Source organism: Streptomyces sp. NPDC058008 (assembly GCF_042886395.1).
GTDB lineage: Bacteria > Actinomycetota > Actinomycetes > Streptomycetales > Streptomycetaceae > Streptomyces.
In genome coordinates, this window is sequence record NZ_JBHVQX010000017.1 from 89,577 (window position 1) to 115,603 (window position 26,027).

Annotated in this window: 19 protein-coding genes and 1 pseudogene; 11 read left to right on the forward strand and 9 right to left on the reverse strand. The window is 72.5% G+C overall.

Annotated elements, in window-relative coordinates; translation table 11 throughout:
* The first annotated feature begins 443 nt into the window (after positions 1–443).
* Positions 444–2,012: a sodium:solute symporter family protein gene (locus ACFVS9_RS18985; protein WP_383114808.1), complete on the forward strand. Its 1,569-nt coding sequence runs from the start codon at positions 444–446 to the stop codon at positions 2,010–2,012.
* A 792-nt stretch (positions 2,013–2,804) separates the two neighbouring features.
* Here the strand turns inward: ACFVS9_RS18985 and ACFVS9_RS18990 are convergent.
* The 3 genes from ACFVS9_RS18990 to ACFVS9_RS19000 form a co-directional block, all read right to left on the reverse strand.
* Positions 2,805–3,920, reverse strand: coding sequence for an ADP-ribosylglycohydrolase family protein (locus tag ACFVS9_RS18990; protein ID WP_383114809.1), 1,116 nt, complete (start codon positions 3,918–3,920; stop codon positions 2,805–2,807).
* 251 nt (positions 3,921–4,171) lie between these two features.
* Entirely contained in the window at positions 4,172–4,645 is a 474-nt protein-coding gene (locus tag ACFVS9_RS18995) for a carboxymuconolactone decarboxylase family protein (protein WP_383114810.1), read from the reverse strand.
* 217 nt (positions 4,646–4,862) lie between these two features.
* A complete protein-coding gene (locus tag ACFVS9_RS19000; protein ID WP_383114811.1) occupies positions 4,863–5,969 on the reverse strand; it encodes an alkene reductase in 1,107 nt (368 codons plus the stop codon).
* Positions 5,970–6,027: 58 nt separating this feature from the next.
* On the opposite strand from ACFVS9_RS19000, the gene ACFVS9_RS19005 reads away from it, so the two are divergent.
* Positions 6,028–6,399 carry a MerR family transcriptional regulator gene (locus ACFVS9_RS19005; protein ID WP_383114812.1) on the forward strand — a complete coding sequence of 124 codons (372 nt, stop codon included), beginning with the start codon at positions 6,028–6,030 and terminating at the stop codon, positions 6,397–6,399.
* Between the two features lie 141 nt (positions 6,400–6,540).
* Here ACFVS9_RS19005 and ACFVS9_RS19010 read toward each other — a convergent pair whose 3' ends face one another.
* A complete protein-coding gene (locus ACFVS9_RS19010; protein WP_383114813.1) occupies positions 6,541–9,117 on the reverse strand; it encodes a bifunctional FO biosynthesis protein CofGH in 2,577 nt (858 codons plus the stop codon).
* Between the two features lie 120 nt (positions 9,118–9,237).
* On the opposite strand from ACFVS9_RS19010, the pseudogene ACFVS9_RS19015 reads away from it, so the two are divergent.
* Positions 9,238–9,867 (forward strand): annotated as a pseudogene (locus ACFVS9_RS19015) (HAD family hydrolase); the annotation flags it as partial.
* A 780-nt stretch (positions 9,868–10,647) separates the two neighbouring features.
* Here ACFVS9_RS19015 and ACFVS9_RS19020 read toward each other — a convergent pair.
* Positions 10,648–11,397: a FadR/GntR family transcriptional regulator gene (locus ACFVS9_RS19020; RefSeq protein WP_383114814.1), complete on the reverse strand. Its 750-nt coding sequence runs from the start codon at positions 11,395–11,397 to the stop codon at positions 10,648–10,650.
* Positions 11,398–11,641: 244 nt separating this feature from the next.
* Here ACFVS9_RS19020 and ACFVS9_RS19025 point away from each other — a divergent pair, with 244 nt between their 5' ends.
* The 6 genes from ACFVS9_RS19025 to ACFVS9_RS19050 are packed head-to-tail and all read left to right on the forward strand — an operon-like array spanning position 11,642 to position 17,678.
* Positions 11,642–13,003, forward strand: a complete 1,362-nt coding sequence (locus ACFVS9_RS19025) for an MFS transporter (RefSeq protein ID WP_383114815.1) — start codon at positions 11,642–11,644, stop codon at positions 13,001–13,003.
* Entirely contained in the window at positions 13,003–14,739 is a 1,737-nt protein-coding gene (locus tag ACFVS9_RS19030; protein WP_389933745.1) for a dihydroxyacetone kinase family protein, read from the forward strand. Before ACFVS9_RS19025 ends, ACFVS9_RS19030 begins: the two co-directional genes overlap by 1 nt.
* Positions 14,739–15,230: a ribose-5-phosphate isomerase gene (locus ACFVS9_RS19035; RefSeq protein ID WP_383114817.1), complete on the forward strand. Its 492-nt coding sequence runs from the start codon at positions 14,739–14,741 to the stop codon at positions 15,228–15,230. Before ACFVS9_RS19030 ends, ACFVS9_RS19035 begins: the two co-directional genes overlap by 1 nt.
* Positions 15,230–16,027 carry a triose-phosphate isomerase family protein gene (locus ACFVS9_RS19040; protein ID WP_389933748.1) on the forward strand — a complete coding sequence of 266 codons (798 nt, stop codon included), beginning with the start codon at positions 15,230–15,232 and terminating at the stop codon, positions 16,025–16,027. Before ACFVS9_RS19035 ends, ACFVS9_RS19040 begins: the two co-directional genes overlap by 1 nt.
* Complete coding sequence (locus ACFVS9_RS19045; protein ID WP_383114819.1) at positions 16,012–16,809, forward strand: sugar phosphate isomerase/epimerase family protein; 798 nt, start codon at positions 16,012–16,014, stop codon at positions 16,807–16,809. The genes ACFVS9_RS19040 and ACFVS9_RS19045 overlap by 16 nt, the downstream gene beginning before the upstream one ends.
* Positions 16,809–17,678, forward strand: coding sequence for a phosphogluconate dehydrogenase C-terminal domain-containing protein (locus ACFVS9_RS19050; protein WP_383114820.1), 870 nt, complete (start codon positions 16,809–16,811; stop codon positions 17,676–17,678). The genes ACFVS9_RS19045 and ACFVS9_RS19050 overlap by 1 nt, the downstream gene beginning before the upstream one ends.
* Positions 17,679–17,790: 112 nt before the next feature.
* Here ACFVS9_RS19050 and ACFVS9_RS19055 read toward each other — a convergent pair whose 3' ends face one another.
* The 4 genes from ACFVS9_RS19055 to ACFVS9_RS19070 all read right to left on the reverse strand — a co-directional run bounded on the left by ACFVS9_RS19055 (position 17,791) and on the right by ACFVS9_RS19070 (position 23,759).
* A complete protein-coding gene (locus ACFVS9_RS19055) occupies positions 17,791–19,275 on the reverse strand; it encodes a peptidoglycan D,D-transpeptidase FtsI family protein (RefSeq protein ID WP_389933752.1) in 1,485 nt (494 codons plus the stop codon).
* A 136-nt stretch (positions 19,276–19,411) separates the two neighbouring features.
* Positions 19,412–20,257: an LLM class F420-dependent oxidoreductase gene (locus ACFVS9_RS19060; protein ID WP_389933754.1), complete on the reverse strand. Its 846-nt coding sequence runs from the start codon at positions 20,255–20,257 to the stop codon at positions 19,412–19,414.
* Between the two features lie 177 nt (positions 20,258–20,434).
* Positions 20,435–22,345, reverse strand: a complete 1,911-nt coding sequence (locus ACFVS9_RS19065) for an AMP-dependent synthetase/ligase (RefSeq protein ID WP_383114823.1) — start codon at positions 22,343–22,345, stop codon at positions 20,435–20,437.
* 136 nt (positions 22,346–22,481) lie between these two features.
* Positions 22,482–23,759, reverse strand: coding sequence for an acetyl-CoA C-acetyltransferase (locus ACFVS9_RS19070; protein ID WP_383114824.1), 1,278 nt, complete (start codon positions 23,757–23,759; stop codon positions 22,482–22,484).
* 74 nt (positions 23,760–23,833) lie between these two features.
* On the opposite strand from ACFVS9_RS19070, the gene ACFVS9_RS19075 reads away from it, so the two are divergent.
* Positions 23,834–25,156, forward strand: a complete 1,323-nt coding sequence (locus ACFVS9_RS19075) for a 3-oxoacyl-ACP reductase (protein ID WP_389933757.1) — start codon at positions 23,834–23,836, stop codon at positions 25,154–25,156.
* Between the two features lie 3 nt (positions 25,157–25,159).
* Positions 25,160–25,996 (forward strand): MaoC family dehydratase, encoded by an 837-nt coding sequence (locus ACFVS9_RS19080; RefSeq protein ID WP_389933760.1) that lies wholly within the window; start codon positions 25,160–25,162, stop codon positions 25,994–25,996.
* Positions 25,997–26,027: the final 31 nt, after the last annotated feature.

Here is a 26,027-nt window from a genome sequence, read left to right on the forward strand (position 1 = left end):
CCACCGGATCCAGCACCGCCCGATGGGCGTACGCACACCTCACGACCAGCGCTCGACACCGGCAGCACGCTCCGTGCGGCCGGTTCGCGCGTCACGTCGTGCAGCTCTCCCCCTTCTCCGGCCGCACGGGACCCGCATCCCGTGCGGCCGTTCTGCGTTCTCGGGCGTTCCTGGCGTGCGCCGGTCTCCGCACAGCCTGACGAAGTGCCCGCTCATCGTGGGACCGTGGTCGCGTTCACGACAACGCCCTGCAAGGTCAAGTCCGAGTAAAATCGTTCGCCTTGCTGATCTGCGTTCACATCCCTGACCGAGGGGACCTTGACCGTGGCCCCGGACAGGCGGTTCAATCCCCCAAGTCCCTGTTCCCGCACGGGGACCCCGCTGAAACGGCCGTACCGGCGAAGTGCGTACCCGTTCACAAGGCGGACCCCTGGAGGGGGCACATGAACAGTCTCGACTGGGCCGTGCTCATCGGATACTTCGGTGTGATGGTCGCGATCGGACTCTGGTCGCACAAGCGCGTGGACAACGTCAGCGACTTCTTCACGGCCGGCGGCAAGATGCCGTGGTGGCTGTCGGGCATCTCGCACCACATGTCCGGCTACAGCGCGGTGATGTTCACCGGCTACGCGGGTATCGCCTACCAGTACGGCGTCACGTCCTTCGTGACCTGGTCACTGCCGATCGCGATCGGGATCGGGATCGGCGCGAAGCTCTTCGCCCCCCGCCTCAACCGGCTGCGTTCGCGGCTGCACGTCGCCTCGCCGCTCGAATACCTGAAGAACCGCTACAACATCCAGACCCAGCAGGCCCTGGCCTGGTCCGGCCTGCTGCTGAAGATCGTGGACGTCGGCGCCAAATGGGCGGCCATCGCCACGCTGCTCTCCGTCTTCACCGGTATCACCCTGACCCAGGGCATCTTCATCACGGGCGCGATCACCGCCGTGTACTGCACGGTCGGCGGGCTGTGGGCGGACGCGCTCACGGAACTGGGGCAGTTCGTCATCCAGCTCTTCGCCGGCCTGGCCATGCTGGTCATCGCCATGAGCAAGCTGGGCGGCTTCAGCTCACTGTGGACGGTCTGGGACAAGCTGCCCGAGGGCCACACCAGCCCGACGGCCGGACCGTACACGGTGACCTTCCTCCTCGCGTACCTCTTCATCAAGACCTTCGAGTACAACGGCGGCATGTGGAACCAGGCCCAGCGCTACATGGCCACGGACTCCCCGCGCTCCGCGACCCGTTCGGCCCGGCTCTCGGCGGTGCTGTGGCTGGTGTGGCCGACCGTGCTCTTCTTCCCGATGTGGGTCGCGCCGCTGCTCGTCGAGGCCAAGAAGCCCGACGCCTCGGACAGTTACGCCCTCATGACCGAGCAGCTGCTGCCGCACGGGCTGCTGGGGCTGGTCGTCGTCGGGTTCTTCTCGCACACGATGGCCATGTGCTCCTCCGACGCGAACGCCATCTCGGCGGTGTTCACCCGGGACATCGCACCCGTCTTCTCCAAGGCGGCCCGCACCTGGAGCAACCGCAGCGGCCTGCTGGCCGCGCGGCTCTCCACGCTCGCCTTCCTCGGGCTGTCGATGGCGTTGGCGACGCAGATCAACTCGCCGACGTTCAAGGACATCATCTCGGTCGTGATCAAGTGGGTGGCCGGTCTGATGGGCCCGATCGCGATCCCGTTCATGCTCGGCCTGCTGCGCAGGTTCCGCAGGTCCGGCCCGACGGCCGCGCTCACCAGCTGGGCGGCGGGACTGCTCGCCTTCTACTTCACCAACTACAACTTCGACGGCTCGGTGAAGACGGATGTCGCCCTCCAGTACCAGGTGGCCCTGCCGCTGGCGATCTCCCTCGTGCTCTACATCGCCATCGGGTTCATCAAGCCCGAGGACACCCCGGAGCGCGACGCCCTGATCGAGATGATCAACACGGACGGCGGAGGCACGGCGGCTGCGGTCCCCCCGCAGAGGCCGGGGCCGGAGAGCACGGAGGTCCATGAGGGCGTGAAGGACTGACGGTCCGGCGCGCGGGACTGACGGTCCGGCGCGCGGGGCCGACGGACGCCCCGGGTGGCGGGCGCGGGTAGCGGGCGCGGACGGTGGACGGGAGGCGGTGGGCGGTGGCGCGCGAGTGACGGCCGGTGAACAGGGCGGTCGGCGCGTGGGCGGCGGCCGGTGGACTGGAGCGGCGGCGGACGGTGGACGGGGGCGGCCGGTGGACTGGAGCGGCTGTGGGCGGGGAGCGGCCGGTGGACGGCCGAAGGCCGGTAAGTGGTCGCGGGCCGGTGAACGGGCTGCCTCAGGTCGATAGCTGTGACCGGCGAACGGGGCGCCTCGGGTCGACGGTCGGGCCCGGCCAACGGGAGGCCTCAAGTCGACAGCTGGGACCGGGGAACCGGCCGCCTCAGGTCGGCGGTCGGCTCGGCCAACCGGATGCCTCAGGTCAACAGCTGGGACCGGGGAACCGGCCGCCGCAGGTCAACTGGGGCCGGCGAACGAGCCGCCCCAGGTCGGCAGTTAGGCCTGGCGGACCAGCCACCTCAGGCCGACGGTCCGGTCCGTCAACGGGCCACCTCAGGCCGACGGTCCGGTCCGTCAACGGGCCGCCTCAGGTCGACTGCCAGGTCCGGTGAACCGGCGAGCGGGCGGGCGGGCACGGCGCCAGCCCGTCCCAGCCCGGCCACCGGCCCGGCCGTGCCGCCCGTCCCCGTCGCACCGGAGGCTCCCGTCGGCCGCTGCCACCGACGTGGCGGCCCCTCCCGGCCCCCTCAAGCTCCTCTCGGGCCCCTCGCCGCTCTCCGCTCCCGCTCAGTCCCGGGGGTAGCGGGCCAGCCAGCCCGGGGCCACCGCGGTCGGGCTGTGCAGGGCGGGCCCCTGAGTCATCTCCATCGCGAAGTCGTCGGAGAGTTCGAGGAGGGTCGAGCGCCCCTCCAGCTCGGCCAGCCAGGCCGGCGGGAGTGCCGTCTCGCCGTGCAGGGCTCCGAGAAGAGCCCCGCAGACGGCCCCGGTGGCCGCGGACGGCCCCGAGTGGTTCACGGCGAGCCGCAGCCCGTGGCGTATGTCCTCGCCGACCAGGGCGCAGTACAGGGCGACGGCGAGCACCTCCTCCGCCGAGTCGGTGTCGCCGAGCGCCTCGATGAGTGCGGGCCCGGGGATCCCCTGGCGTACGGAGCCGAGGGCCTGCCGGAGCGCGTCGGTGACCTGCTCGGCACCTGGGCGTCCGGTGAGCAGGGCGAGGGTGCCCTGGACCGAACCGTCCAGGGTCTCTCCCCGGGCCAGGCCGTGGACCATGACGGCGAGGGCTCCGGCCGCGAGCTGGGCGGTGGCATGGCCGTGGGTGTGCGCGGCGCACTCGACCGCGAGCTGGAGGACGAGCTGGGGCTCCCAGCCGACGAGCAGCCCGAAGGGTGCCGAGCGGGTGAGCGCGGCCGAGTCCCGGGCCGCGGGGTTCTTGGGCACAGCCAGCGTGCCCATCGTGGTGTCGCCGAAGCCGGTCAGGCACTCCCGGGTGGGGGCACGGCGGGTGTAGAGCCACTCCTCCCGGGCGAGCCAGCCGTTGTCCTTGCGGCGTTCGTCGGGTCCCCAGGCGCTCTGGGTGGCGGCCCAGCGCAGATGGGCGCGGTGCACGTCGGTGGGCGGGTGCCACGCGCCGGTGTCACGGCGGACCTGCGCCCGGATCAGCCCGTCGACGGTGAAGAGGGTGAGCTGGGTGACGGCGGTGACCGCGCCCCGTCTGCCGTGCGCGGGAACGAAGTCGGCCACCCCGTCCACGCCGTGGGCGGCGCGGATGGCCTCCAGGGTGAGTCCGGAGACGCCCGCTCCGAGCGCGTCCCCGATGGCCCCGCCGAGCAGGGATCCCCGGACGCGGCCGCGGAAGTCCTGCTGCTGGGCACGGCCCCAGACGGCTGTGGTCCCTTTGCTCACCGAGCCCCCTTTCCTTCGGCCTACGTGCGACTGCGCAAGCACTGTAATCGAAAGGGAACTGCGGGTTCATGGCCGGAACAATATGTACCCACTAGCGCGGCGGAGCACTTTTGAACGTCATTCCTCACGTTTTCCGGGACCATTTCCCCGCATGTATCCCGGAGTTAATTCCCCGCTCCTGACCGCCGAGGACGCCTGGCCGCCCCGCGCTCCGCCGGGACCGCTCCAGCGGTCCCGACGGTGACGCAGTGTCAGCCCAACTGTCCCGGACGGTAGTTGCCGGCCGGCTGCCGGGTGATGACGTTCAGCCGGTTGTAGGCGTTGATGACGGCGATGAGGGCCACCAGGGCGACGAGCTGATCCTCGTCGTAGTGCTTGGCGGCGTCGGCCCAGGCCTCGTCCGTCACCCCGCCCGCCGCGTCGGCGACGCGCGTCCCCTGCTCCGTCAGCTCCAGGGCGGCGCGCTCGGCCTCGGTGAAGACGGTGGCCTCCCGCCAGGCCGCGACCAGGTTCAGGCGCGTCGCGCTCTCCCCGGCCTCCGCCGCTTCCTTGGTGTGCATGTCGAGGCAGAATCCGCAGCCGTTGATCTGACTCGCGCGGATCTTCACGAGTTCCTGCGTGGCGGCGGGTACGGCCGAGTCGGTGACCGCCTTTCCGGCCGCATTGACGTGTTTCAGGAAGGCGGCCGCGCGAGGGCTGCCGAAGAGGTTCAGACGCGGTTCCATGATGCGCTCCTATGCGTTGCTGCCGGGCTGGTCACACCCTTACGACGGAGCGGCCCGCACCGGATGTGACATGCCCGCGCATGGGCCGCCTCTCCTGCGGACGCCGTCCGTCCGCCGCACGCCGCGGCCTGCGGCGCGTCCCGGAACGACTGACCCGTCCGCGTCGGGGCGAGGCGCACCACCCGGTCGGCCGGTACCGCCCCCGCCCCCGGCGGGCTCATGCCTCGTCGGGCAGGACGGGGTAGTCCGTGTAGCCCGTCTCCCCGCCGACGTACATCATGTACGCGTCCCGGACCTGGTTCACCGGGGCGCCCGTGCGCATCCGGCGGATCAGGTCGGGGTTGGCCAGGAAGGGGCGGCCGAGCGCGATCACGTCGGCTCCGGCGGTGAGCAGCCGCTCACCGTGGGCGAGCCCGCCGTCCTCCGGGATGCGGTCCTTCGGCAGGACGGGGTTGGCGATGAGCGTCCCGGGCCAGTCCTTGCGGATCCGCTGGAAGACGGGGTCCTCCGGGTCGGCGTACCCCACGTGCAGATAGGCCAGGCCGGTGTCCGCCAGGGCGCCGAGGAGCGCCGGGTAGATCTCCTCGGTGTCGCCCTCCTCGACACCGTTGACCGTGCTCCACGGCGAGACGCGCAGACCGACCCGCTCGGGGCCGATCGCCGCCGCCACGGCCTCGGTCACCTCCACGACGAAGCGGACGCGGTGTTCCGGGGACCCGCCGTAGGCGTCGGTCCGCCGGTTGGTCCCCCGGGCGAGGAACTGGTGGAGCAGGTGGCCGTTGGCGCTGTGCACCTCGACCCCCTCGAAGCCCGCCTCGATCGCGTTGCGGGCCGCGGAGGCGAAGTCCGCCACGGTGGACGCGATGTCCTCGGCGGTCATCTCCCGGGGCACGACCGAGGGCACCCGCCCGGCCGGGGTGTGGATCGTCTCGGGCAACGCGATCGGCGAAGGGGCGACGGGCGTCAGCCCGCTGGTGTCGGGGTGGCCGGCACGCCCACCGTGCTGGATCTGGAGGAACATCCGCCCTCCCTCCGCCCGGACCGCGTCGGTGACCCGGCGCCATCCGGCGACGTGGGCCGGGCTGTGGATCGCCGTGATGTTCGGGTAGGTCTGCCCCACGGCGTTCGGTGTGGACGCCTCGGCGATGATCAGCCCCGCCGTGGCGCGCTGGGCGTAGTAGGTGGCCATGAGCGGGGTCGGCACGCCCTCGGGGGTGGCCCGGTTCCGGGTCAGTGGGGCCATCACGAGGCGGTTGGGCAGGGTGAGGGGCCCGAGGGCGACGGTCTCGAAGAGCTTCCGGGAGGAAGGGGCTGCGTTCGTCATGCAGGCACGGTAAGAATTGACACCGGTGTCAGGTTCAAGTCCAGGAGGCGAGGCATCCATGCGGATCGGCGAGCTGGCCCGGCGTACGGGCGTGAGCGAGCGCTCCCTGCGCTACTACGAGACCCAGGGGATCCTGACGGCCGCCCGCACCCCCGGCGGCCACCGCGACTACCCGGAGGGCGCGGTCGACCGGGTGATCAGGATCCAGGAGTTCTACGCGGCCGGGCTGTGCAGCTCGAAGATCGCCGAGCTGCTGCCCTGTGTGCGGGACGCGGACGGCGGCCCCTCCGAGACGGCCACCCCACGCCTGGTGGGCGACCTCACCGTGGAGCGTGACCGCATCGACCGGAAGATCGACGAGCTGCGCCGCTCCCGGGAGGTGCTGGACGAGGTGATCGCCACGGCGGGCGGGACCACGGACGGGGGCTGATCCGGGCGGGGAGCACCGTCACCGGCGCACGCCCCCGGTCGCGCCAGGGGTGCACCGGCGGCCCGGCCGGTGCACCCTGGCGGCGATCCGTGCGCCCTCCCCCACGCCCCCGCCCCCGGCGGGAAACGCGGGGCCCCTCCCTCAGCCCTCCAGCACCGGCAGCAGCTCCGGCAGATGGCCGTCCGAGGCCGCCGCCGCCCTGACGCGCTCCTCGGGGACCTCGCCGTACAGCGTCGTACGCGGCTTCGCCGGGCGGCCCGCGAGGTCCGCGATGGCGACCAGGTCCTGGACCGAGCGGTACGAGCCGTAACCGGAGCCCGCCATACGGGAGATGGTCTCCTCCATCAGCGTCCCGCCGAGGTCGTTCGCGCCCGAGCGCAGCATCTCGGCGGCCCCCTCCGCCCCGAGCTTCACCCAGCTGGTCTGGATGTTGGTGATGTGCGGGTGCAGCAGGAGGCGGGCCATCGCGGTGACGGCGCGGTTGTCGCGGTCGGTGGGCCCGGGGCGGGCGATGCCCGCCAGGTAGACCGGGGCGTTGGTGTGGATGAAGGGCAGGGTGACGAACTCCGTGAAGCCGCCGGTCTCCTGCTGGAGGCGGGCCAGCGTCCTGAGGTGGCCGAGCCAGTGGCGGGGCTGGTCGACGTGGCCGTACATCATCGTGGACGAGGAGCGCAGGCCCGTCTCGTGCGCCGTCCTGATGACCTCGAGCCAGGTCGCGGTGGGCAGCTTGCCCTTCGTGAGGACCCAGCGGACCTCGTCGTCGAGGATCTCCGCCGCGGTGCCGGGGATCGAGTCGAGCCCGGCCTCCCTCGCCGCGGTCAGCCAGTCGCGGATGGACATGCCGGTGCGGGTCGCGCCGTTGACGACCTCCATCGGCGAGAAGGCGTGCACGTGCATGCCGGGCACGCGCTCCTTGACGGCCCGCGCGATGTCGAAGTACGCGGTGCCGGGCAGGTCGGGGTGGATGCCGCCCTGCATGCAGACCTCGACCGCGCCGACGTCCCAGGCCTGCGCCGCGCGGTCGGCCACCTGGTCCAGCGAGAGGGTGTAGGCGTCGGCGTCCGTACGCCGCTGGGCGAAGGCGCAGAAGCGGCAGCCGGTGTAGCAGACGTTGGTGAAGTTGATGTTCCTGGTGACGACGTAGGTGACGTCGTCACCGACCACGTCGCGGCGCAGGGTGTCCGCGATGCGGCACAGCTCGTCCAGCGCCGGCCCGTCCGCGTGGAGCAGGGCGAGGGCCTGGTCGTCGGTGAGCCCGATGGGGTCGTCGGCGGCCTGGCCGAGGGCCTGGCGTACGTCGGCGTCGATCCTGGAGGGGACCATGCCGGGCGCGGCGGCCTCCCGCAGGGCCTCCCAGTCGCCGTACACCTCGTCGAAGTCGTCGCGGCGGTCACCGGTGCGGCCCTCGGTGTCGATGGTGCGGTGCAGATCGGTGCGGCCGGAGGCGTTGAAGCCCTCGTCGGGCTCCTGCCAGGGCAGGCCCGCCGGGATCGCGCCCTCCTTCGCGAGGCCCGTCTCCGGATCGGCGAGCGCCCGCACGTGCGGCAGGAGGCGCGGGTCGAGCCACGGCTCACCGCGCTGGATGAACTCCGGGTAGATGGTGAGGCGTTCACGGAGCAGGAAACCGGACTCGGCGGTGCGCGCGGCGAGTTCGTCGATCTGCGGCCAGGGGCGCTCGGGGTTGACATGGTCCGGGGTGAGGGGCGAGACGCCGCCCCAGTCGTCGATGCCCGCGCCGATCATCAGGGCGTACTCGGTGTCGACGAGGTTCGGCGGGGCCTGGATGCGGGCGGAGGGGCCGAGGATGTGGCGGGCCACGGCGATGGCGGCGGCCAGCTCCTCCAGTTCGGCGTCCGGCATCCCGCGCATCGCGGTGTCCGGCTTGGCGCGGAAGTTCTGGACGATGACTTCCTGGATGCCGTGGTAGGCGCGCGCCGTTCTGCGCAGCTCGAAGAGGGAGTCGGCCCGCTCCTCGTACGACTCGCCGATCCCGATCAGGATGCCGGTGGTGAACGGCACGTTGGACCGGCCGGCGTCCTCCAGCACCCGCAGCCGGACGGCCGGCTCCTTGTCCGGTGACCCGTGGTGCGGGCCGCCCTTCTCCGACCAGAGCCGGGTCGCCGTCGTCTCCAGCATCATGCCCATGGAGGGGGCGACGGGCTTCAGCCTCTGGAGGTCCGTCCACGTCATCACACCGGGGTTCAGGTGCGGCAGCAGGCCCGTCTCCTCCAGCACCCTGATCGCCATGGCCCGCACATACGCCAGGGTGTCGTCGTACCCCTCGGCCTCCAGCCACTCCCGCGCCTCGGGCCAGCGGTCCTCGGGCCGGTCGCCGAGCGTGAACAGGGCTTCCTTGCAGCCCAGTTCGGCGCCCTTGCGGGCGACGTCGAGGATCTCGTCCGGCGACATGAACATCCCGTGCCCCGCCCTGCGGAGCTTCCCGGGCACGGTGACGAAGGTGCAGTAGTGGCAGGTGTCACGGCAGAGCCGGGTCAGCGGGATGAAGACCTTGCGGGAGTACGTGATCACTCCGGGCCGGCCCGCCGCCTCCAGACCCGCGTCCCGGACCCGGGCGGCGGACGCGGCGAGGTCGGTGAGGTCCTCACCCCGCGCCTGGAGCAGGACGGCGGCCTCGGCCACGTCGAGGGCTACACCGTCGCGGGCCCGCCGGAGGGCGCGCCGCATGGCGTTGGTCGTGGGGCGCTGAGGATCGGTCATGATCCGAGCATACGAGCGCGTCACCCCTTCCGGACCAGGGCCCATGTCCGGCACAACCGCCCGTCCGGCACTGGCGCCTTGGCCGTTATGTCCTACTTGCCCCGTAGGCTCGGGGAGGTGATGGAAACGATCGTGTTCGACATCGGCGAAACCCTCGTCCGCGACGACCGCCACTGGGCCGCCTGGGCCGACTGGCTGGGGGTCCCGCCGCACACCGTCAGCGCGCTGGTCGGCGCCGCCGTCGCCCAGGGCCGCGACAGCGCCGACGCGCTGCGCATCCTGCGCCCCGGGATGGACGTGCGCGAGGCGTACCACGCCCGTGCGGCGGCCGGGCGTGGCGAGTACCTGGACGAGCGGGACCTCTACCCCGACGTCCGCCCCGCCCTGGCCGAACTGCGCGCGCTGGGCCTGCGGGTCGTCGTCGCGGGCGACCGGACGGCCAGGGCCGGGGCGCTGCTGCGGGCCCTGGACCTGCCGGCCGACCTGGTCGCCACCACGGAGGAGTGGGGGGTCGCCAAACCGGACCGGGAGTTCTTCAGCCGCGTGCTGGAGGTGTCGGGCGCACGGCCGGAAGCCACCCTGTACGTCGGCGACCACCCCGCCGACGACCTCTTCCCCGCGAAGTCCTGCGGGCTGCGGACGGCCCACATCCGCCGCGGCCCGTACGGGCATTGGTGGGCGGATCACCCGGACGTCCTGGAGACGGCGGACTGGCGCGTCAGCTCCCTGACCGAACTGCCCGCGCTGCTGGGCGGGTCCGCGCGGCGGCGGGCGTTCGCCGCACCGCCGGCCCGCCGGGCTCCCGCGGCGGAGTCCACGGACCCGGGGCGGACGGCCCCGCCGGAGGAGGGTTCCGCGGCCGGCGGGACGCCCCGCGCGGCGGAGGGGGAGGCGGCCCCGGACCTCGGGCGGGCGGCGTACCCGGCGGAAGGCCCCACGCCGGCCGGGCAGGCGCACCACCCCCAGGACGACCCCGGCACGGCACCGGCCCCTCCGGTATGGGCGGAGCCCACCGCCGAGGGCTGCGCATCGCCCGCACCGGCGGCTCCCGACGCCGAGGCGCCCACGCCTCCCGTGCGGGCGGCGCGCCCCCTTGAGGCCGCCACACCTGTCGCTGGGGCGGAGCCGAGCCCTGACGGGTACGCGCCTCACGTACAGCCGACGCTCACTGCCGAGGAGTCCGCGCCTCACGTACAGCCGACGCTCACTGCCGAGGGCTGCGCACCCCCCGCACAGGCGACGCCGACCCCTGAGGGATCCGCACCCCCCGCACGGACAACACTCACCGCCGAGGAGCCCACGCCTCACGCAGAGACGGCGCTCACCCCCGAGGAGCCCACACGCCCCGTACAGGCGACGCACCGCCGGGAGGGCCGCACACCCCCCGCCCCGGCACCCGGTCCCGCCGGCGAGGCAGCGCTCCTCCCGGAGGAGGCCACCTCTCTCCCGGTGGAGTCCGTGGCCCTCCCGGAAGAGACCGCACCCCTCCCGGAGGAGACCGCTCCGCCCGGGCGGTCGCGGTCCTGAGCGCTACTCCCCCTGGTCCTCGCCCCCGCGCAGCGACAGCCTCAGCCGGTCGCTCGCCAGCCGCATGTGCTCGGCCATCGCCGCGTCCGCGCCCTCCGGGTCCCCCGCCCGGATCGCGTCGAGCACCGCCCCGTGCTCGTGCAGCGTCCCGCTGACCGTTCCCTCGATGTCTCCCGCCCGCTCCATCCACACCTGGAGCAGCGCCCGGATGGAGTGCAGGATGTCGCTGAGCACCGTGTTGCGGGCGATGTTCGCCGTCTCCAGGTGGAAGGCGATATCGGCGTCGATGAACGCCTTGACGTCCGTGCCCGCCTCCCGCATCCGCTCCAGGTGCTTCTCCAGCCGCTCGACGTCCTCCTCGGACGCCCGGTCCGCGGCCAGCCGCGCCGACATGCCCTCCATGAAGGTGCGGACCTCGACCAGGTCCTGCGTACGGCGCTGACCGAGCATCAGGCCCCAGTTGATGGCCCGCGGCAGGAACTCCGAGGTCCCCTCGCGGACGTACGAGCCCGAGCCCGGCCTGATCTCGATGATGCCCAGCACGTCCAGCGCGGACAGCGCCCCGCGCACGCTGGAGCGCGCGACGCCGAGGGCGTCGGCGAGCTGGCGCTCGGCGGGCAGGCGCGTACCCGGTTTCAGGTTCCCCTCGGACAGGTGGTCGAGGAGCCGCTTGGCCACCTCACTGACCGAGGACTCCCGTACGACGGGGCGCAGAAGTGACGTGAAATCGGGCGCTTCGGGCTGCGTGGACACGCCGACCAGTACATCAGACGGAGCGGCCGGCCCCCGGAGCGGGCGGACGATAACGCGCTCATCGGTCCAGGAGAAGGGCTCAGGGGAGCGACCTACGTCACTTTGGTAAATTGGTGACCAATTTAGGATCCAGGGCTAGCTTGGAGTTGTTCACCGGCCGGAAACACAACCTTCAACGGTTTGCCTTCGCCTGCCGGAGTAGACACAGAACCGGACAAAGCGGTCCGCAAGCGAGGAGTCTCCCATGGGCGCCACTGCGCATTCAGCGATCGAGAGATCAGCGATCAAGAAGGTCTCGGTCCGGCTCGTCCCCTTCGTGGCCCTGATGTTCTTCGTGAACTACCTGGACCGGACGGCCGTCTCCTTCGCCGAGCCCAACGGCATGGGGCAGGACCTCGCCCTCACCGCGGCGCAGTTCGGCTTCGCCTCCGGCGTCTTCTTCATCGGCTACATCATTCTCGAAGTGCCCAGCAACATGGCACTGCACAAGTTCGGCGCCCGCCGCTGGCTGGCCAGGATCATGGTGTCCTGGGGCATCGTCGCCCTCCTCTTCACCTGGGTGCAGAACAGCGAGCAGCTCTACACGCTCCGCTTCCTGCTCGGTGTCGCCGAGGCCGGCTTCTTCCCCGGCGCGATCCTCTTCCTGAGCCAGTGGGTGCCCTCGCGGCACCGTACGAAGGTGCTCGGCCTCTTCTACCTCGCGCAGCCCCTGACCACCGTCATCGGCGCCCCGCTGGCCGGCTGGTTCATCAACCAGCACGGGCTCTTCGGCCTCGAGGGCTGGCGCGTGATGTTCCTCGGCGTGTCCATCCCGGCGATCCTGCTGGGCGTCATCGCCTGGTTCTACCTGATCGACAAGCCGGCCGACGCGAAGTGGCTGACCGCCGAGGAGCGTGACTGGCTCACCAAGGAGCTCGCCGCGGAGAACGCCGGCAAGACCGGCGCGGACGAGAGGACCAACCACGGCAAGGAGGCCCTGAAGGCGGCCTTCACCAACAGCCGCGTGTGGACGCTCGCCCTCATCTACTTCGGCTTCATCTACGGCCTGTACGCCCTCGCCTTCTTCCTGCCGACGATCATCAGCGGCTTCCAGGACCAGTTCGGCACGACGTTCAGCGTGATGGACAAGGCCCTGATCACGGCCATCCCGTACCTCCCGGCCGCGGTCGTCCTCTACTTCTGGTCACGCCACGCCACCAGGCACGGTGTCCACACCTGGCACATCGCCGGACCGGCCGTCGTCGGCGGGATCTCCATCCCCCTCGCCCTCTACATGGGCTCGCCCGCCGCCACGATCGCCGTCATCACCGTCACCGCGTGCGCGATCTTCGCCGCCCTGCCGGTCTTCTGGTCGGTCCCCTCGCAGTTCCTGACCGGCGCGGCAGCCGCGGCCGGTATCGCCCTGATCAACACCGCGGGCAACGTCGCCGGCTTCGCCGCCGGGTACGTGACCGGCTGGCTGAAGGACTTCAGCGGCGCGTACTACCTGCCGCTGTTCCTCGTCGGGGCCTTCATGCTCATGTCCGCCGCGCTGATGCTGTGGCTCGCCAAGCGGTCCAAGGACCGCGACGCGCACCACGGCCGGCCTCTCGCAGAGGTTCGCTGATGACCCGCCTGTCCAACGACCCCGCCGCCTTCGCCGACGAAGCGCTCGAAGGCTTCGTCGCCGCCCACCCCCGCCGGGTCCGCCAGGTCCCCGGCGGGGTGGTCCGGGCCACCCGCACCGCCCCCGGCCAGGTCGCCGTGGTCGTCGGCGGCGGCTCCGGGCACTACCCGGCCTTCTCCGGGCTGGTCGGCCAGGGCCTCGCCCACGGCGCGGCGGTCGGCAACGTCTTCGCCTCCCCCTCCGCCCACCAGGTGCGCCAGGTCGCGCGGGCCGCCGACACCGGCGGCGGCGTCCTCCTCGCCTACGGGAACTACGCGGGCGACGTCCTGCACTTCGGCCAGGCGGCCTCGCTCCTGACCGCCGAGGGCATCCCCGCCCGCACGCTCGGCGTCACGGACGACATGTCCAGCGCCTCCGCCGACGAGGCCCACAAGCGCCGCGGTGTCGCCGGTGACCTGGTCGTCTTCAAGGTGGCCTCGGCGGCGGCCGAGACCGGCCTGCCGCTGGACGAGGTGACCAGGATCGCGGAGCTGGCGAACGCCCGTACCCGCTCCTTCGGTGTCGCGTTCTCCGGCTGCACCCTGCCGGGCGCCGACCACCCCCTCTTCACGGTGCCCGAGGGCCGCATGGCCGTGGGCCTGGGCATCCACGGCGAGCCCGGCATGGGCGAGCAGCCCGTGCCGACCGCCGACGGGGCGGCCGAACTCCTGGTCTCCACCGTCCTCGGCGAACTCCCCGAGGGCGTCGGCCGGCCGCGGGGGCAGCGGGCCGCGGTGATCCTCAACGGCCTGGGCTCGGTGAAGTACGAGGAGCTGTTCGTCGTCTACCGCAGGGTCGCCCAACTCCTCGCCGAGGCCGGCGTCGAGACCGTGGACCCCGAGGTCGGCGAGCTGGTCACCAGCTTCGACATGGCCGGTGTCTCGCTCACCCTGTGCTGGCTCACCGACGAGCTGGAGCCGCTGTGGACGGCCCCGGCCGACGCGCCCGCCTACCGCAAGGGCGCCGTGGACGCCGCTGACCTGTACGTGCCGGACCCGTCGGCCGAGACGGCCGAGGACACCGTGCCGCCCGCCACCGACGCCTCCCGCGAGGCGGCCCGCACGGTCCTGGCCGCCCTGCGCGTCCTCAAGGACACCGTCGACGTCCACGCCGAGGAGCTCGGCCGGATCGACGCGGTCGCCGGCGACGGCGACCACGGGATCGGCATGCAGCGCGGCTCCACCGGGGCCTTCGAGGCCGCGACCCGCGCCGAGGCGCTCGGCGCCGGTGCGGAAACGCTTCTGCACAGGGCCGCCGACGCCTGGGCCGACCGGGCCGGCGGCACGTCCGGCGCCCTGTGGGGCGTCATCCTGCGGGCCGTCGGCACCGCGCTCGGCGACACCGAGCGCCCCACGGCCTCCGTGGTCGCCTCCGGTGTCGCCCAGGCGTCGGCGGGCGTCATGGAGCTGGGGAAGGCGGAGGTCGGCGACAAGACGATGGTCGACGTCCTCGTCCCCTTCGCCTACGCGCTCACGGCCGCCACCCGGGCGGGACAGCCGCTGGCCGCCGCCTGGGACACGGCCGCGCACTCCGCGTCGGCCGCCGCCCGGGACACGGCCGACCTTCTCCCCCGGATGGGCCGCGCCCGCCCGCACGCCGAGAAGAGCCTCGGCACCCCGGACGCCGGAGCCCACTCGCTCGCCCTGATCGTCCGTGCCGTGCACGGAGTGTTCGTACCCACCCTGGAGAACCACTGATGTCCGAAAAGCTCCGCATCGTCGTCGGCTCCGACGACGCCGGCCACGCCTACAAGGAAGCCCTCAGGAAGGACCTGGAGGCCAGCGGTCTCGTCGCCACCGTCATCGACGTGGGGGTCGACGCGGACGGGCACACCGCCTACCCGAAGGTCGCCATCGCCGCCGCCGAGATGGTCGCCCGCGGCGAGGCCGACCGCGCCCTGCTGGTGTGCGGCACGGGCCTCGGGGTCGCCATCGCCGCCAACAAGGTCAAGGGCATCCGGGCCGTCACCGCCCACGACTCCTTCTCCGTCGAGCGCGCCGTCCTCTCCAACAACGCCCAGGTCCTCACCTTCGGCCAGCGCGTCGTCGGCCTGGAACTGGCCCGCCGGCTGGCCGCCGAGTGGCTGACGTACCGCTTCGACGAGGCGTCGGCGTCCGCCGCCAAGGTCGCGCTGATGGACGACTACGAGAACGGGAACGACCTCGGGAACCAGGAAGCCGCAGCCTGATGTCCGCCGCGCAGAACCCCCGGGTCACGATCGGCGTGAGCCTGAAGATGTACTTCGGCCACCACCAGACCCTCAACTGGGCCCGGAGCATCGCCTCCCTCGCCGCCCGGCACCCCGCCGTCACCGGCGGGACGGCCGAGCTGTTCGTGCTGCCCGCCTTCCCCGCGCTGGTCCCGGTCACCGGGATCCTGGCCGGCACGGAGGTGCGTACCGGGGCGCAGGACCTGGCGGCCGAGGACTCCGGTCCGTACACCGGCGAGGTCAGCGGCGCCCACCTGCACGAGATCGGTGCCCGCTACGCCGAGGTCGGCCACGCCGAGCGCCGCCGGCTCTTCGGCGAGGGCGACACGGTGGTCGCCGCCAAGACGGCCGCTGCCCTGCGCAACGGGCTGACCCCGGTGCTCTGCGTCGGCGAACTCGACCAGGTGTCGCCCTCCGACGCCGCCTCCCGCACGGTCGACGAGGCCGAACGCATCCTGGCCACCGCGTCCCAGGACGGCCCGTCGGCCCCGGTCGTCCTCGCGTACGAACCGCAGTGGGCCATCGGCGCGCCGAGGCCCGCCTCCCCGGAGCACATCCGTGTGGTCTGCGCAGCGCTCACCGCCTGGCTCGCCACCCAGCCGTCCCTGGCCGGAAGCCGCGTGATCTACGGCGGCAGCGCGGGCCCCGGGCTGCTGACCGAGCTGGGCACGGGCGTCGACGGGCTGTTCCTCGGCCGCTTCGCGCACGACCCGGCAGCGGTGGAACGCATCCTCGACGAGACCCTGGAAGGAGCCCCGGCGTGTCCTACGGCCTGAGCACCTACGCCTTCTTCTGGCGCATCTCCGACAAGGCCCCCCGGCCCCTCACGCTCGACGAGATGCTCGCGCAGACCCGGGAGATGGGCGGCGAGGTCTTCCAGATCTGCGACTACCCGCTGATCGAGACGTACGACGACGAGCGGCTCGACGCCCTGCGCGCGACCGCGGCCGGCCACGGCATCACGCTGGAACTGGGCACCCGGGGCGTGGGCGCGGAGCACCTCGCCGCCTACCTGCGCATCGCGCGGCGGCTGGGCGTCACCCTGGTCCGCTCGATGATGAACACCGCCGCCCACCGGCCGACGGTCGCGGAGGCCACCGCCCTCCTGCGCGAGGCCGTCCCCGCCTACGCGGCGGCAGGCGTGACGCTCGGCCTGGAGACGTACGAACAGGTCTCCACCGACGACCTGCTGTCCGTCGTACGCGCCGTGGACAGCCCGTACCTCGGCGTCGTCCTCGACCCGGGCAACAGTGTCGCCCGGCTGGAGCGCCCGGTGGACGTCGTGGACGCCACCGCCCCCTACGTGGTGAACATCCACGTCAAGGACTTCTCGTTCTCCCGCCGCGACGGCTGGGTCGGCTTCACCTTCGCCGGCTGCCTTCTCGGCGAGGGCCTCCTCGACTACGGCCACATGATCGACACGGTCGGGCCGGACGCGCGGGGCATCAACCAGATCGTGGAGCACTGGCTCCCCTGGCAGGGCGATTTCGAGGAAACCGCCCGCCTGGAGGACCAGTGGACCCGGCACAGCATCAACACCCTTTTGAGGAGCAAGTAATGGCCACCGGATCCAAGACCGTCGCCGTCATCGGGGCCGCAGGCAAGATGGGCCAGCGCGTCTCCAACAACCTGGTCAAGAGCGACTTCACCACCCTCTTCGCCGAGAACTCCCCCAAGGGCCAGGAGCTCGTCCGCGAGCTCGGCCGCGAGCTGACGGACGGCGCGGACGCCGCCGCGCAGGCCGACGTGGTGATCCTCGCCGTCCCGGACGTCGTCCTGGGCAAGGTCTCCGAGCAGCTCGTCCCGGTCATGAAGCCCGGCGCGATCCTGCTGACCCTGGACCCGGCCGCCGCGTACGCCGGTCTGCTGACCCGCCGCGCGGACGTGCACAACGCCGTGGCGCACCCCTGCCACCCGTCGGTGTTCCTGGAGCGCACGACGAAGGAGGAGTGGGCGGACACCTTCGGCGGCATCGCCGCACCCCAGGAGGTCGTCGCCTCCTTCGAGCCGGCCGCCGAGTCCGCCGACCCGGCCGCCCAGGAGCTCGCCGAGGCCGTCATCGCCACCATGTACGCCCCGGTCGTCGAGGTGCACTGGGTGACGGTCAAGCAGCTCGCGGTCCTGGAACCGACCCTCGTCGAGACGATCGCCTGCATGGTCGGCGCCCTGCTGACCGAGGCACTCCACGAGACCGTCCACACGGTGGGCGTCCCGGAGAAGGCGGCCCGCGCCATGCTGCTCGGCCACACCCAGGTCGCGCTGGCCAACACCCTCAAGGGCTCGAACCCGTTCTCCGACGCGTGCCTGATCGCGATGGACTACGGGCGCGAGTCGATCGTCCGCGACGACTGGAAGAACGTCTTCAAGGACGACGAGCTCGACAAGGTCATCACCCGGATGCTCAAGATCAAGGAGATCCAGCGCTGACCCGGTCCTGACACCGGCTCGCACCGCGCCGCACCCCCACGGGAAGGCCGGGCCCTCCACCCCCGGTGGAGAGCCCGGCCTTCCGCGTACCCCGGCCCGGAAGACGCCGGGCCTACTTGCCCAGGGTCGCCTTCATCACGCTGCGGGCGATCGGGCCGCCCAGTCCGCCACCCGAGATGTCCGAGCGGGAGATGTCCATCGCGGTCGGGTCGATGAACACCGCGACCGCCACCGACTGGCCGTCGGACTTCTTGCCGTACGAGACGAACCAGCCGTACGGGACTTCCTTGCTCACGTCGTCACCGCGCTGGGCCGTACCCGTCTTGCCGCCCACCGTCACGCCGTCGATCAGGGCGCGCTTCGCGCTGCCCTCCTTGGCGGTGAACTCCATCATCTCCTGGACCTTCTTCGCCGTGTCCTCGGAGACCGCCTCGCTCTTGAGCTGCGGCTGGTGCTCCTCCAGGGTCGACAGGTCCGGGCTGAGCAGCTTGTCCACGATGTAGGGCTGCATCAGCTTGCCGCCGTTGGCGAGGGCCGCCGTGACCATCGCCATCTGCATCGGGGTGCTGGTGAGGCTGCCCTGGCCCATGCCGGTGAGGGCGGTGCCGGGCTTGTCCAGCTTCTCCGGGTAGAGGCTCTTCGTGGCGAGCATGTCGCCGAAGGCGTCGGAGTAGACGTCCTCGTTGAAGCCGAACTTCTCGGCGGTCTCGCGCATCCCCTTGTCGCCCACCTTGAGCGCGGCGTCCAGGAAGACGTTGTTGCAGGAGTACTGCATGGCCGTCTTCATCGACGCCTTGTTGCACGTCGCGTCACCGGCCTCGCTGCTGATCTTGCTCTGCGACAGCGGCAGCGGGTACGGGGAGACCGCGTCGGTCGGCGCGTCGACATCCGTGACGACGCCGTGCTCCAGGGCCGCGGCGGCCGTCAGGATCTTGAAGGTGGAGCCGGGCGGGAAGGTCTCGCGCAGCGGCCGGTTGGCGAGCGGCTTGCCCTTGTCGTCGATGAGGGCCTGGAACTTGTCGCCCTCCTTGAAGGAGTTGCCGGTGAAGACCGAGGGGTCGTACGACGGCGTCGAGACCAGGGCGAGGACCTTGCCGGTCGACGGCTCGATGGCCACCACCGCGCCCCGCGCGTTCAGGTCGGTCAGACCCTTGTAGGCCGCCTCCTGCGCCTTCGGGTCGATCGTGGTGACCACGTCGCCGCCCCGCCGCTCCTCACCGGTGAGGATGTCCTTCGCGTGCCGGAACGCGAAGCGCTCGTCCTGGCCGCTGAGGATGCCGTCGTACGTCTTCTCCAGGAGGGACATGCCCTGGGCCTGCGAGGCGTAGCCGGTGACGGGGGCGTACATCGCGCCCTGCTTGAAGGTGCGCTGGTACTTGAAGTCGGTGCCCTCGACCAGCTTCGAGCCCGTCACGGCCTTGCCGCCCACGATGATGTCGCCGCGCGGGGTGGCGAACTGGGTGATCTTGACCCGCCGGTTGTGCTCGTGGGTGGCGAGCTCCTCGCTCTTGGCGTACTGGAGCCAGTTCGTCCGTATCAGCAGGGCAAGCATCAACAGCCCGCAGAAAATGGCTATGTGCCGCAAGGGCCTGTTCATCGTGCTCCCGCTCCCCAGGCAGCCGAGCACACACGCACATGGGCCGCACCATCGTGTCCGGATGTGATAGATGCGATTTTAGCCCGGACGGTTGCGTCGGACGCTCACCGCGGTACGCCGGGCGACCGCGGACGCCTCACAGATGGGCCGCGTACGCGTCCAGCGCGCGCAGCACCTCACCCTCCTCGGCCGGGGGCAGCTGGAGGACGACCTCCTCGACGCCCAGGTCCGCGTAGTGCGCCAGCTTGCCCGGCGAGGGCTGCACGGCGTACGGCACCACCTGGAGCTGTTCCGGGTCGCGTCCCGCCTCCTCCCAGGCCGCGCGGAGCCGCGGCACGGACTCCGACAGGCCGCGCCCGCCGATCGGCAGCCAGCCGTCCGCCTCCCGGGCGATCCGCGCGAACAGCTTCGGTCCGGCCGCCCCGCCGATCAGGGTGCGCGGGCCGTTCACCGGGCCGCGCGGCTTCCGCACCGGCTTCGGGTAGGCGTGGCTGGCCCGCACCGACCCGAACTCGCCCTCGTACGCCGTCGGTTCCTCGGCCCACAGGGCCCGCATCAGGGCCAGCCGATCGCTGCCGAGCGCGCGCCGCGTCGACCACTGCACGCCGTGGTCGTCGGCCTCCTCCACGTTCCAGCCGTAGCCGATGCCGAGCGTGAGACGGCCGCCGGAGAGGTGGTCGAGCGTGGCGGCCTGCTTCGCCAGGTCGATGGGGTCGTGCTGGGCGATCAGCGTGATGCCGGTGCCCAGGCCGAGCCGCTCGGTGACGGCGGCGGCCTGCCCCAGCGCGACGAACGGGTCGAGGGTGCGGCCGTACTCGGCCGGCAGCTCGCCGCCCGCCGGGTACGGGGTCTCCCGGCTCACGGGGATGTGCGTGTGCTCGGGCAGGTACAGCCCGGCGAACCCGCGCTGCTCCAGCTCGCGCGCGAGCCGGACCGGCGTGATCGTCTGGTCGGTGAGGAAGATCGTGGTGGCGATCCGCATGCGGGGCTCCTCGCTCGTCGTCCGTGACGGCTCCACGGTATGCGGTACGGGCCGCCACCGGGGCCACTCCGCCGGGGCCGGAGGCGGGCTCCGGCCCCGGCGTCCGGGGGACCTCCGGCGCCGCCCTTCCGCCCGGCGGGCGCCCCGGAGCGCGTACGGGATCCCCGCCGCCGGGCGCTACTTGCGGTACAGCTCCTCGATCTCCGCCGCGAAGTCCCGGGTGATCGCGTCCCGCTTGAGCTTCAGGGACGGCGTGAGGTGGCCGCCCTCCTCGGTGAAGTCCTTGGTCAGGACGGTGAACTTGCGGATCGACTCGGCGCGCGAGACGAGCCGGTTGGCCTCGTCGACGGCGCGCTGGAGCGCCGTGCGCAGTTCGTCGTCGTGGACGAGCTCGCGCAGCGGGACGTCCTCCTTCTTCCGCATCCGGCGCCAGTGGGCGAGGCCGTCCGGTTCCAGCGTGATCAGGGCGCTGATGAACGACCGGTTGTCCCCCACAACCATGCACTGGCTGACCAGCGGATGGGCGCGCAGCCAGTCCTCCAGGGGGGCGGGCGTGACGTTCTTGCCGCCGGAGGTGATGATGATGTCCTTCTTGCGGCCGGTGATCGTGAGGTAGCCGTCCTCGTCCAGCGCGCCCAGGTCACCCGTCGGGAACCAGCCGTCCCGCGAGGAGGGCGCCGCCGCGCCGCGCTCGGTGTCCCAGTAGCCCCGGAAGATCTGGCCCCCGCTCAGCAGGACCTCGCCGTCGTCCGCGATCCGCACGGCGGTGCCCGGCAGGGGCCAGCCCACCGTGCCCAGCCGGGGTTTGAGGGGCGGGGTGACCGTGGCGGCCGCGGTGGTCTCGGTCAGGCCGTAGCCCTCGAAGATCTGCATCCCGGCCCCGGCGTAGAACGCGGCGAGCCGGTGTCCCAGCGGGGAGCCGCCGCAGATGGCGTACCGGACGTGGCCGCCGAGCGCGGCCCGGATGCGCCGGTAGACCAGCGGGTCGTAGAGGGCGCGGGCGGCCCGGAGACCGATGCCGGGACCGGGGCCCGTGCCGTGCTCGGCGGCCTCGACCGCCTCGCCGTAGCGCTGCGCGATCCGGGCCGCGCGGTCGAAGGACGAGACCCGGCCCATCTTCTCGGCGGTGGCCCGGCCGGTGTTGTAGACCTTCTCCAGGACGTACGGGATGGCCAGCAGGAACGAGGGCTTGAAGCCGGCCAGGTCCACCAGCAGGTCCTCGGTCCGGATCGACGGCGCGTGCCCGAGCCGGACCCGCGCGCGCATGCAGCCGATCGCGACCATCCGGCCGAAGACGTGGGAGAGGGGCAGGAACAGGAGCGTGGACGCCGGGTACTTGGAGACCGACCTGAAGACCGGGTGGAGCAGCTCGATGGCGTTGTCGACCTCGGCGAAGAAGTTCCCGTGGGTCAGGACGCAGCCCTTGGGACGGCCCGTGGTGCCCGAGGTGTAGATGAGGGTGGCGGGGCTGTCCGGCTCCAGGACGGAGCGGCGGGCGGTGAGGACCGCGTCGGGTATGTCCTTGCCCAGCGTCTTCAGGCGGCCCGTCGCGCCCGTGTCGAACTGCCAGAGGTGGGCGAGGTCCCCGAGCTGCTGGCGCTCCCGGCTGACCAGCCGGCCCTGCTCCTTCGTCTCCACGGCGCAGGCGACGGCCCCGGAGTCCTGGAGGATCCAGCGCGTCTGGAAGGCCGACGAGGTGGGGTAGATCGGCACGGTGACCAGCCCGGCCGCCCAGGACGCGAAGTCGAGCAGCGTCCACTCGTACGTCGTACGGGCCATGATCGCGACCCGGTCACCGCTCTGGAGCCCCTCCGCTATCAGGCCCTTGGCGACGGCCCGCACCTCCGCGGCGAATTCGGCGGCGGTCACGTCCTGCCAGCTGCCGTCGGCCTGCTTGCGGCTGAGGACCGCCTCCGACGGGGCCTCCCGGGCGTTGTCGAAGGGGATATCGGCGAGCGAGCCCCGTCGCACGGCCGGCGCGAGCGGAGGCACGGAGACCTCCCGTACGGTGCCGTCGGCGCCCCTGACCTTGGTCGGCTCGACCAGGACGGGGGCGGTGGGCGCGGGTGTGGCGGCGGGCGTGGACACGAGCGGCTCCTCGACATGGGGTCCGGCGCCGGGCCCGTCCCTGGGGTCCGGCGCCGGGGCGGCTGCTGGATGCGCGGGTCGTTCACGTACGGATGAGCGGCCGGGGCGGTGGTGCGTCCGGCCCCCCCGGGCGGGGTCAGGGGCGTTCCAGGACGGCGGTGACGCCCTGGCCGCCGGCGGCGCAGACGGAGATCAGGCCCCGGCCCGGCGCGTCCCGCTCCGCGAGGAGCTTGGCCAGGGTCGCCACGATCCGGGCGCCCGTCGCGGCGAAGGGGTGTCCGGTGGCGAGGGACGATCCGACCACGTTGAGCTTGTCCCTGTCGACGGGTGCGAGCCCCTGTTCCTCCCAGGCCGCCAAAGTGGCGAGCACCTGGGAGGCGAAGGCCTCGTGGATCTCGAAGAGGTCGAAGTCCCCGATGGTCAGCCCGGCCCGTTCCAGCATGCGCGGCACGGCGTACGCGGGTGCCATCAGCAGCCCGTCCTCGCCGTTCACGTAGTCCACGGCGGCCGTCTCGTACAGCGACAGGAAGGCGAGCGGCTCCAGGCCGTGCGCCTCGGCCCACTCCTCGCTCGCCAGCAGCACGGTGGCCGCGCCGTCGGTGAGCGGGGTCGAGTTGCCCGCGGTCATCGTCGCGTCGGGGTGTTCGGCGCCGAACACCGGCTTCAGCGTGGCGAGTTTGCCGACCGTGGAGCCGGGGCGCAGGTTCTGGTCGCGTTCCAGGCCGAGGTAGGGGACGACGAGGTCGTCCAGGAAGCCGCGCTCGTACGCCGCGGCGAGCCGCTGGTGGCTGGTGGCGGCCAGCAGGTCCTGGTCCTCGCGGGCCACGCCCCACTTCCGGGCGGTGACCGCCGCGTGCTCGCCCATCGAGAGTCCGGTGCGGGGCTCGGAGTTGCGCGGGATGTCCGGGACGAGGTGGCTGGGGCGCACGGCCGCCAGCGCCCTGATCCGGGCGCCCGTGGACCTGGCGCGGCGCGCCTCCAGCAGGATCCGGCGCAGCCGGTCGTTGACCCCGAGGGGTGCGTCGCTCGTGGTGTCCGCGCCGCCCGCGACGGCCGAGTCGATGGCGCCGAGCGCGATCTTGTTGGCGGCGGCGATGACGGCCTGGAGACCGGTACCGCACGCCTGCTGGATGTCGTACGCGGGCGTGCGCGGGTCCAGCGCGGACCCCAGGACCGTCTCGCGGGCCAGGTTGAAGTCCCGGCTGTGCTTGAGGACCGCGCCGGCGACGAACTCGCCGACCCGCTGACCCCGCAGGCCGAAACGCTCGACCAGCCCGTCCAGCGCGGCGGTCAGCATCTCCTGGTTCGACGCCCGTGCGTAGGGGCCGTCGGAGCGGGCGAACGGAATGCGACTGCCACCGATGACCGCGACCCGGCGCGGCTGCGGAAGTGCGAGGGGAATCAACTCGACCAACTCATCTCGACAACTCCTGACCCTTGAGTAACCTTACTCTGGAGTAAATCTACGACCGAGCAGGAGTCCAGACAATGGCCGACCGCTATCTGCACTTCACCGGCACGGCTCCCGGCCGCTTCCTGAGCCGCAGGCTCGGCCTGCCGCAGCCCGCGCCGCTCCGCCGCTGGACACTGGAAACCCCGTCCCTCGAAGGGCCGTTGCTCCACCTCACCGCAGGCGAGTCCGCGTACTCCGGCACGCTCGGCCCGGTGCTCGCCACGACCGGCCTGGAGGTCACCGGCCGGGCCGGACGCCCCGCCGCCGTCGTCCTCGACGCCACCGGCGTCACCACGGCCGCCGGGCTCGCCGCCGTGCACGCCGGACTCCACCCCGTCATACGGTCGTTGGCCGGCGGCGGCCGCGTCGTCGTCCTCGGCACCGCACCGTCCCCCGACGACCACCACCAGGCGGCGGCCCAGCAGGCCCTCGAAGGGTTCGTCCGCTCGCTCGGCAAGGAGATCGGCCGGGGCTCCACCGCACAGCTGGTACGCCTCGCCCCCGGGGCGGACGCCGCCTGTGCCGAGTCCACCCTCCGCTTCCTGCTGTCCCCCCGCTCCGCCTACGTCAGCGGCCAGGTCGTCGAACTCACCGCGGACGCGCCCGGCGAGGTGGCCGACTGGGCGGCGCCGCTGACGGGGCGCACCGCACTGGTCACCGGCGCGGCCCGCGGCATCGGCGCGGCCGTCGCGTCCGTCCTGGCCAGGGACGGCGCCCAGGTGATCTGCCTGGACGTCCCGCAGGCCGAGGAGGAACTCGCCCGCACCGCGGCCCGCCTCGGCGCCACCGCCCTGCCGCTGGACATCACCGCGCCCGACGCCGCCGCGCTGATCGCCGCGGCCGTGCCCGGCGGCCTCGACATCCTGGTGCACAACGCGGGCATCACCCGGGACCGCCGGCTCGCCAACATGCCGGCCGACCGCTGGGCCTCGGTCATCGACGTCAACCTGGACAGCGTCCTGCGCACCACGGACGCCCTCCTGGAGTCGGGCACCGTGAACCGGGGCGGCCGGATCGTCGCCACCGCGTCCATCGCCGGGATCGCCGGCAACAACGGCCAGACCAACTACGCGGCCAGCAAGGCCGGCATCATCGGCCTCGTCCGCTCCCTGGCCCCGCGCGCCGCCGCCGCGCACGGCGTCACCGTCAACGCCGTGGCTCCCGGTTTCATCGAGACGAAGATGACGGCCGCCGTGCCCCTCGTCATCCGCGAGGCGGGACGCCGGATGAACTCCCTGTCCCAGGGCGGCCTCCCCGTCGACGTCGCCGAGACCACCGCCTGGTTCGCCCAGCCCGCGTCGGGTGCCGTCAACGGCCAGGTCGTGCGGGTCTGCGGCCAGAGCCTGCTGGGGGCGTGAACCATGGGCCTGAGCCTGTACCTCGTCCGCGGGGCCGTCACCTCGCCGTTCAAGCGGGCCGGACGCCCCGGCGCCACGCTGCCCGCCACGCGTGAGGTGCTCCCGGCCGGGCGCATCGCCCCCGGCCCGCTCGCCGCGTACAGCAGGATCTGCGGCTTCGCCGAATCAGGCCCGCTGCCGCTCACCTATCCGCACGTGCTGGGCTTCCCGCTCGCCATGCGGCTGATGACGGGCCGTGACTTCCCGCTCCCGGTGCTGGGCCTGGTCCACACCTGGATCGAGATCACCGGCAGCCGGGTGCTCCAGCCGACGGACGCGCTCGACGTCACGGTGTACGCGGCCGGGCTGACACCGCACCGGCGGGGCACCGAGGTCACGATGGTCACCGAGGCGCGCCTCGCGGGCGAGCTCGTCTGGGAGTCCCGCAGCGGCTACCTCTCGCGGCACGCCGGCGGTACCGCGGCCGCCCCGGCCGCTCCCCCGGGCGCGTCCCCGGAGCTGCCCGCCGTGGCCGAGTGGCGGCTGCCCGCCGACCTCGGACGACGGTACGGCGCCGTCTCGGGCGACCGGAACCCCATCCACCTGCACCCCGCGACGGCCCGGCTCTTCGGCTTCCCCCGGCACATCGCGCACGGCATGTGGACCGTCGCCCGCTGCCTCGCGGAGAGCGGGGGCGGGACGGGCGCGGGCGAACCCGGCCGGGTCCGTTCCGTACGGGCGGACTTCAGGGCGCCCGTACCGCTGCCCTCCACCGTGACGTACGCCACCGACGGCACCGCCTTCCAGATGCGCGGCGGGGGCCGCGTCCACCTCACCGGCAGCGTGGTCCGGGACGGCTGAACACCGGGCCCCCGGGGGCGAACCGGGCCCG